Source organism: Pseudomonas sp. EL_65y_Pfl2_R96, assembly GCF_963970905.1.
GTDB lineage: Bacteria > Pseudomonadota > Gammaproteobacteria > Pseudomonadales > Pseudomonadaceae > Aquipseudomonas.
This window is the reverse complement of sequence record NZ_CAXAQH010000377.1, coordinates 1-441: the sequence shown is the minus strand read 5'-3', so window position 1 is coordinate 441 and position 441 is coordinate 1. Positions and strand designations below refer to the sequence as shown.

The 441-nt window shown below is 62.1% G+C and carries 1 protein-coding gene; it reads left to right on the top strand.

Annotated features, from left to right (window positions below; translation table 11 throughout):
- A partial coding sequence (locus AACY49_RS31135; protein WP_339528176.1) for an NAD(P)-dependent oxidoreductase occupies positions 1 to 441 on the top strand: 441 nt, incomplete at both ends.

The window sequence follows — 441 nt, the reverse complement described above, 5'->3', positions numbered from 1 at the left end:
GACAAAGTCGAAGTTCGACAACCTTTATGGCTGCAAGGAATCGCTGGTCGACGCGATCCGTCGCGCCACCGACGTGATGCTCGCCGGCAAGGTTGCTGCGGTCGCCGGTTTCGGCGACGTCGGCAAGGGCTCGGCGCAGTCGCTCCGCAATGGCGGTGCGCGCGTGATGGTCACCGAAATCGATCCGATCTGCGCGCTGCAGGCCGCGATGGAAGGCTACGAGGTCACGACCATGGAAGACGCGGCGCCTCGCGCCGACATCTTCGTGACGGCGACCGGCAACAAGGACATCATCACGATCGAGCACATGCGCGCGATGAAGGACCGTGCCATCGTCTGCAACATCGGTCACTTCGACAACGAGATCCAGATCGCGGGTCTGCGGAACCTGAAGTGGACCAACATCAAGCCGCAGGTCGACGAGATCGAATTCCCCGACAA